A 7222-nucleotide genomic window follows, 5' to 3' on the forward strand; every position below is an offset into this window, starting at 1 on the left:
GCGTCTGGCCTTTGTGATCCCTCGGTTGGCCGGCGGCTTTGATGGAGAGAGGATGATGAATTGTGACCGGTAACGGCGCGCCGCCCTTGGCCGGGCGGCGGGAGTGGTGGGGGCTGGCGGTGCTCGCCCTCCCCACGATGTTGACGATGATGGACATCAACGTCTTGTTCCTCGCGCTTCCGCACCTGAGCGCTGACCTGGGCGCGAGCAGCACCGAGCAGCTGTGGATCACCGACATCTACGGCTTCCTGATCGCCGGGTTCCTGGTGACCATGGGCACGCTCGGTGACCGGATCGGCAGGCGGAAGGTCCTGGTGACCGGCGCCACGGCCTTCGGCATCCTTTCCGCGGTGGCGGCCTTCTCGACCAACCCCGAGATGCTGATCGTCATCCGGGCCCTGCTCGGTATCGCGGGTGCGACGATCATGCCGTCGACGCTCGCGTTGATCATGGGCATGTTCCAGCACCCGAAGCAGATGGGTGCCGCGATCGGTGTCTGGGCCACCTCGATGATGGCCGGTATCGCCCTCGGCCCGGTGGTCGGCGGCCTGCTGCTGGCCTCGTTCTGGTGGGGCTCGGTGTTCCTGCTCGCGGTGCCGATCATGGTGCTGGTGCTGGTGTTCGGGCCGATCCTGCTGCCCGAGTTCAAGAACCCGCAGGCGGGCAAGCTCGACCTGCTCAGCGTGCTGCTGTCCCTGCTGGCGATCCTGCCGTTCATCTGGGGCCTCAAGGAGGTCGTCCGCTCCGGCTGGTCGGTCGCCCCGGTCCTGGTCGCCGTGGCCGGCCTGATCTTCGGCGTGGTCTTCGTGACCCGGCAGCGCAAGCTCGCGAACCCGCTGCTCGACGTCCGCCTGTTCGCGATCAAGGCCGTCTCCGGTGGCCTGATCCTCGGCCTGCTGTTCGCCGCGATCCAGGGTGGCACGGGTCTGCTGGTGACCCAGCACCTGCAGGAGGTGGAGGGCTTCTCGGCCCTGAAGTCCGCACTGCTGCTGCTGATCCCGGCCGTGCTCATGGTGATCGGCATCCAGGTCACCAACCCGCTGTCGCTCAAGGTGAAGCCCGGCATCATCATGATGGTCGGCATGCTCGTCGCGGCGGTCGGCATGGTGGTGCTGAGCCTGTACGACACGACGTCGGGCGTGGCGGTGCTGATCGTCGGCTCGAGCATCATCTTCATCGGTGGCAGCCCGATCGGCGTCCTGGTCAACAAGGTCGTCATGGGCTCGGCCCCGCCGGAGAAGATGGGGTCGGCGGCTTCGCTGCAGTCGACCGGTGGTGAGCTGGGCGTCGCGCTCGGCATCGCCGCGCTGGGCAGCATCGCGACGGCGGCCTACCACAGCCACCTGACCGTGCCGGCCAGCGTCACGGGCCCGGCCGCGGACGCCACCCGCGAGAGCATCACCAGCGCGGTCCAGGCGGCGGGCTCCCAGCCGCCGAACGTCGCGCAGGACCTGCTTTCCGCGGCCGGCAACGCGTTCACCAGCGCCCTGAACACCACGGCCGGCATCTGCGCGGTCGTGTTCGTGGCGCTGGCCGCGCTGGCCTTCGCCACCCTCCGGCACATCCCGGTCCCGCCGGCGCCCCCCACGGGCCCGCCGCCGGAGGCCGCGCCGGAAGGTGCCGCGGAGGGCGAGACCTCCGCGGAGGCGGCCCAGGCCTGACGGTCTGGAAATCCCGGTCCGGCCGGACAGCGCGAGCTGTCCGGCCGGACTGTCCCGTGAACGAGCCACGCCGAGGAGTACCGATGGAGCCCATGATCAACGTCATGCAGCCGGCACTGGGCGAGCAGGAGCTCGCGGCGGTCCGGGAGGTGTTCGAGAGCAACTGGATCGGCCGCGGCGCCCGCACGCAGCAGTTCGAGTCGGCTTTCGCGCGGCACATCGGGGTCGACCCCGGGCACGTGACGTCGACGAACTCCTGCACCGAGGCGACGTTCATCGCGATGGAGCTGCTGGAGGTCGGGCCGGGCGACGAGGTCGTGCTGCCGTCGCCCAGTTTCGTGGGCGCGGGCAACGCGATCGCCGCCCGCGGCGCGGTCCCGGTGTTCTGCGACGTCGACGAAGCCACGCTGAACCCGCGCGTGACGGATGTCGAGGCCGTCCTCACCGAGCGCACGAAGGCGGTGCTGATCCTGCACTACGGCGGCTATCCCGGCGAGGTCGCCGGGATCGCGCGGCTGTGCGAGGACCGCGGCATCCACCTGATCGAGGACGCCGCGGTCGCCATCGCCTCCACAGTGGACGGTCAGAGCTGCGGTACCTTCGGCGACATCGGCGTGTGGAGCTTCGACCACGGCAAGATCGTGGTCACGGTGGACGGCGGCATGCTGTGCGTGCGCGACCCGGAGCTCGCCGCCCGCGCGCCCAAGATCGCCTACCTGGGAATGGAGCAGCGCAGCGGGTACGACCAGGCGATGCGCGCCCAGACCCGCTGGTGGGACTTCGACGTGACGTCGTTTTCCCGCCGCTCCACCACGAACGACGTGCTCGCGGCGATCGGCAACGTCCAGTTGAGCCGCCTCGGCGACTTCATCGCCCGGCGCCGCGAAGTCGCGGAGGCCTACGACGCCGGCCTGTCGGACGTCGCCGGTCTGCGCGTCCCGCCGCCGCTCCCGGCGGGTCACACGTCGTCGTACTACATGTACTGGCTCCAGTTCGAGGGCGGCATCCGCGACGAGGTCGCCCGCGACCTGTACGAGCTCGGCGTCTACACGACGTTCCGCTACCCCTTGCTGCACCAGGTGCCGGCGTACGGCTCGGCCGCCGTGCTCCCGGGGGCCGAAGCGGCCGCGGCCAAGACGCTGCTGCTGCCGATGCACCAGTCGTTGTCCGACACGGATGTCGACCGGGTGATTTCGGCCGTGCGCGAGTGCACCGGCCGCCGCACCCGCGTCGCGCGCGCGGCCTGAAGTCCGCAGCCGGGAAGACGGCGCCGTGGCGCCGCTCTGGCACCGTTGTCGGTAAGCGTCCCGGCGTCGGAGTGAGGATGATGGTCATGAAGGCAGCGGTGATTCCCGGGGTCAACGAAGACTGGGAGCTGCGGGAGGTCCCGACCCCCGAGCCCGGCCCGGCCGACGTGCTGATCCGGGTCCGCGCGTCCGGGATCTGCTCGAACGACGTCCTGGTGACCAAGGGGATGCTGCCGTTCCCGGCGTTCGACCCGGCGATCCCCGGGCACGAGCCGGTCGGCGAGGTGGTGGCGGTGGGCGACGCGGTCACCAGCCGCCAGGTCGGCGACGTCGTCGGCACCACCTGGATCCGGGGCACGTGCGGCAGCTGCGACTACTGCCGGCTCGGCCTCCCGCTGTCGGCGCGCGCAGCGTTCGCCTGCGCAGCGCCGGTTTCCACCGGCTTCACCGTCCAAGGTGGACAGGCGGAGTACATGGTGGTCGCCGCCGACCAGACGGTGCTGATCCCCGGCCACCTGTCCCCGGAACTCGCGGTCCCGGTGCTGTGTGCGGGGTACACCAGCTGGAGCGCGCTGCGCTCGGCCGACCCGAAGCCGGGCGAGCGCGTCGCGGTGCTCGGGATCGGCGGCCTCGGCCACCTGGCGGTGCAGTACGCGAGCGCGTGCGGCTTCGACACGATCGCGGTGTCGAGCTCGCCGGAGAAGCACGACCTGGCCCGCGAGCTGGGTGCGAGCACGGTGGTCTCCAACGGCGAGGAGCTGCGTGCGGCGGGCGGCGCCGACGTGGTGCTCGTCACGGGCACGTCCTACCGCGCGGCCGCCGACGCGATGACCGGCCTGAACGTCGACGGCCGCCTGGTGCTGGCCGGCATCGACGTCACCGAGCCCTTCACGCTGCCGCCCACGCTGCCGTTCTTCGGGCTGGGCCAGCGGATCATCGGCGCGACCCACAACGGCACGGAGTACCTGCGCGAGGCGCTGGACCTGGTCGCGCAGGGCAAGGTGAAGCCGCTGGTGGAGACGTTCGCGGCCGAGGACATCGCCGAGGCGGTCCGCAAGGTCGGCAAGGGCGAGGTGCGGTTCCGCGCCGTCGTCACGTACTGAACCGCGCCTGGGGGCTGTTGTGCGGATCCTGTTCACGACCGTGGCCCTGCCGGGTCACTTCTTCCCGCTGGTCCCGCTGGCGTGGGCGTGCCGCGCGGCGGGGCACGAGGTGCTGGTGCTGAGCGCCGAGCACTTCGTCCCGACGGTGCTCGGGTCGGGCCTGCCGGGCACGTCGTCGGGCCCGGCGGAGCGCTTCGCCGACCTGGTCGCGGACGACCGCCCGAGCGAGGGCCTGGCGGAGCAGCGCACGGCCCACGGCCGGGTGTTCGGCCGCATGGCCGCGCGAGCGTTGCCGGGCACGTCGGTGGTGCTGCGCGCGTGGCGCCCGGACGTGGTGGTCAGCGAGCGCGCGGAGTTCGCGGGCCCGATCGCGGCGTGGAGCCTCGGCATCCCCCGGGTGGAGCTGCACTGGGGAGTGGCGGCCCTGCCGGAGTACCGCCGGGGAGCGGCGACGGAGCTGTCGTGCCAGCTGGCGGCCCGCGGCCTGGACGTGATCCCGCGGCCGTCGGCGGTCCTGAACCCGTGGCCCCCGTCCCTGCGCCTCCCGCACGCGGCGGGCCACCGGGGAATCCGGCCACTGGCGTACAACGGCGAGGCCCGAGTCCCGGACTGGGTCCTGCGCCGGCGACGGCGGCCCCGGGTGTGCCTGACGTTGGGCACGGTGGTCCCGCGTACGGGCCGCAGCCAGGTGACGGAGAGCGTGGCCGACATCGTGGCCGCGCTGGCGGACCTCGACGTGGAGCTGGTGGTGGCGGTGGACGACCGCATCGCGGCAGGCTGGCCCCCGCTGCCGAGCTCGGTCCACCACGTGGGCCGGATGCCCCTGTCCCCGGTCTTCGCGGCGTGCGACGCGGTCATCCACCACGGCGGCCAGGGAACGGCCCTGACGGCGATCGAGGCGGCCTTGCCCCAGCTGGTCCTCCCGGTGTTCGACGACCAGTTCGACAACGGCGAGTCGATAGCCCGCGCGGGCGCAGGCGTACGGCTCCTGCCGGACGAGATAGCCCCGGAGGCCATCGCCCGGCGGTGCGCGGAAATCTTGGAGAGGCCGGCCTACCGCCGCGCGGCCCGGACACTGGCGGCCGAGCTGGCGGCCGAGCCGACTCCGACTGAGGTGGCGGAGGAGCTGGCGGAGTTGGTGACAGAGGGAGCCGCCGAGGCGGCGTGACCAGCCAGCGGCGCGGTCGACCCGGGCCGAGGTGGCGCAGGGGCTGGCGGCGCGCGGTGGCGAGGGAAGCGACCGAGGCTTTCGGCACGGCTGGGCCGCGGGGGCCGAGCCAGCGCTCCTGACGGCCCTGGCTGGCTCGGACATTGTGGTCGGGAAGGACCTCGGGCATGAGCAGTCGGTGCAGCCGGGCGGTGGGGCCGAGCCAGCGCTCCCGACGGCCCCGGCTCGGCTGATGAGCTACGGGACCGCGGTATGCGGCCAGTCGAACGCCGCTACCGGCTCGACCACCGCGGTGGGCGAGGGCCTTGCGGTGTGAGTGGTCGGCGCGGTAAGGGGCGGTGCTGCTGACCTCGGCCGATGTGGCGCGGGGGTTGGCGGCGCGGGGTGGCGTGAGTAGTCGGCGCCGCAGGCGGTGTGGTGCAGCTGACCTCGGCGGAAGTGGCGCGGGGGCTGGCGGCGCGGGGTAGCGGCCGAGGTGGCGTGAATTGTCGGCACAGGTGGGCTGTGGGGACCGAGTCGAGAGCGCAGTCGGCTCCTGCAGAGGTGGCGTGGCCGACCCAGGCCCGGGTCGGCGCAGGTCGGGCCGCCCGTGGTGGTGAGAAGGCGGCCGACGCGCTGCGACGTGTTAGCGCAGCCAGGCGGTGATGCGCTCGAACGTCTCGCGTTCGTGGCGGCTCAGCGACGGGGAAAGCCGCAGGTCCGGGTGCCAGACGGGCGCGAGGAACGCGGGTGCGGCGAACGGGCCCGGTCCGGTGAGGCCGTTCAGCAGATACCCGCTGTGGCTGTAGCCCGCCGACCGCTCGACGGCGTTCAGCAGCTTTCTCCCCATCGAATCCGACACCGGACTTCCTCCGCCTTCGTCGGCCCGGGCGGGCCGTGTTCTTCCATCATGCTGTTTCCGGCCGCGGAATACCACCTTCAGGGGATCCGAGCAGGGGTTCGCCGCTCGGCGGCGGAAGAGAGCAAGATGGAAGATGTGCCGGTGCCGCCGATGAGGTAAGCGGGCCGAGGTTACGCCGGCGTGCGGCCCCGTCTCGTCAGGCGGCCTCCGGTGTGGACGGTCGCGAGCCGTCCTGCGTCTGCTGAGTGCGGGGCGGCATCTCCCGTGTGGACGGTGCGCCGCCTGCCGTCGGCGGTGGTCCGGTGCGCGTCGCCAGGTGGTGGAGCTTCCTCAGATGCCGCTGGACGAGGCCGATCCGCCGGGCTTCGGCGAAGATCGGCCGTGCGGCGTTGTTCGTGCGTCGACGGTGGTCTCGGGATTCGGGTTCGGGCTTGGGCACGGGATTCTCCAGGGGAATGAGCCGGACGGGGCAACGCGTCGCGAGCTATTGCTGCGCGTGACCGGCCGGTTGCGGGCAGCGTGATCGGGCGGATTCGGTCGCCTGGATCACAAGATGGTCTCGGAAGGAAAAGCGAGGAAGCGGATTGGGCCAGTCGGCCGCTTGCGTGACGCGGATTCCGCACTGCAGCACGGGCGACGACTGTGCCCGGTCACCGTCCACAGTGGGATGAGAGACGGCGGGAGCCGTGACGTCGGCCAGGGGAGCGCCGTGTGCGGCTGCGCACGGCGTCTTCCCTGGTGGCGCCCCCGGCAGGACTCGAACCTGCGACCTAGAGATTAGAAGGCTCTTGCTCTATCCAGCTGAGCTACGAGGGCCCGCGCCGACGGCCTGCTGCCGATCGTGCCGGTCGCCCGGCACCGGCAGCTTAGTCGTCGCCAACCTCTCGATCGTTCGACACCGGCCAATCGTTTCAGGTCTCGTTCGACGTAATCGGGAACTTCGGCGCTGACGGCGTCACGGCCACCACATGATTACCCTCCGTGCTCCTCTTGTTCCGGGGTCGGATAACGGCTCCGGGGTTCCCTGGCGGATCCGAACCTGCTATCCAGAGATCAGAAGGCTCTTGCTCTGTCCGCCGTCGCTCCGGCCGTGGCGGGCGACCGCACGCCCGGAGCTCCGCCGCGTCGGGAACGTGGCTGAGGCAGCGTCTCGCCGTCGAAATCCGGCTCCCGCTGCATCGGGAGCCGGGGCCCGTGGGCGC

At 71.7% G+C, this 7222-nt stretch carries 6 protein-coding genes and 1 tRNA gene; 5 read left to right on the forward strand and 2 right to left on the reverse strand.

What is annotated here, in order from left to right; all coding sequences use genetic code 11:
- Positions 1-62: 62 nt before the first annotated feature.
- The 4 genes from ABZX11_RS41010 (at position 63) to ABZX11_RS41025 (ending at position 5179) form a co-directional block, all read left to right on the forward strand.
- Complete coding sequence (locus tag ABZX11_RS41010; RefSeq protein ID WP_354923788.1) at positions 63-1661, forward strand: MFS transporter; 1599 nt, start codon at positions 63-65, stop codon at positions 1659-1661.
- 83 nt (positions 1662-1744) lie between these two features.
- Entirely contained in the window at positions 1745-2908 is a 1164-nt protein-coding gene (locus tag ABZX11_RS41015; protein WP_176171925.1) for a DegT/DnrJ/EryC1/StrS family aminotransferase, read from the forward strand.
- Between the two features lie 86 nt (positions 2909-2994).
- Entirely contained in the window at positions 2995-4011 is a 1017-nt protein-coding gene (locus ABZX11_RS41020; protein ID WP_354923790.1) for an alcohol dehydrogenase catalytic domain-containing protein, read from the forward strand.
- A 19-nt stretch (positions 4012-4030) separates the two neighbouring features.
- A complete protein-coding gene (locus tag ABZX11_RS41025; protein ID WP_354923792.1) occupies positions 4031-5179 on the forward strand; it encodes a nucleotide disphospho-sugar-binding domain-containing protein in 1149 nt (382 codons plus the stop codon).
- Between the two features lie 625 nt (positions 5180-5804).
- Here the strand turns inward: ABZX11_RS41025 and ABZX11_RS41030 are convergent.
- The gene (locus ABZX11_RS41030) at positions 5805-6020 is read right to left on the reverse strand and encodes a hypothetical protein (protein WP_354923794.1); all 216 of its coding nucleotides are present in this window, start codon (positions 6018-6020) and stop codon (positions 5805-5807) included.
- 334 nt (positions 6021-6354) lie between these two features.
- On the opposite strand from ABZX11_RS41030, the gene ABZX11_RS41035 reads away from it, so the two are divergent.
- Positions 6355-6543: a hypothetical protein gene (locus ABZX11_RS41035; protein ID WP_354923796.1), complete on the forward strand. Its 189-nt coding sequence runs from the start codon at positions 6355-6357 to the stop codon at positions 6541-6543.
- A 216-nt stretch (positions 6544-6759) separates the two neighbouring features.
- Here ABZX11_RS41035 and ABZX11_RS41040 read toward each other — a convergent pair.
- A tRNA-Arg gene (locus ABZX11_RS41040) sits at positions 6760-6836 on the reverse strand.
- Positions 6837-7222: the final 386 nt, after the last annotated feature.

The organism is Amycolatopsis sp. NPDC004169, assembly GCF_040610315.1.
In the GTDB taxonomy this organism is placed as follows: domain Bacteria; phylum Actinomycetota; class Actinomycetes; order Mycobacteriales; family Pseudonocardiaceae; genus Amycolatopsis.

Bases quoted from the DNA above. Each gene is read 5' to 3' on its own strand.
- ABZX11_RS41015 (WP_176171925.1), top strand. From the start codon at position 1,745: ATGGAGCCCATGATCAACGTCATGCAGCCGGCACTGGGCGAGCAGGAG.
- ABZX11_RS41020 (WP_354923790.1), top strand. From the start codon at position 2,995: ATGAAGGCAGCGGTGATTCCCGGGGTCAACGAAGACTGGGAGCTGCGG.
- ABZX11_RS41035 (WP_354923796.1), top strand. From the start codon at position 6,355: ATGCCGCTGGACGAGGCCGATCCGCCGGGCTTCGGCGAAGATCGGCCG.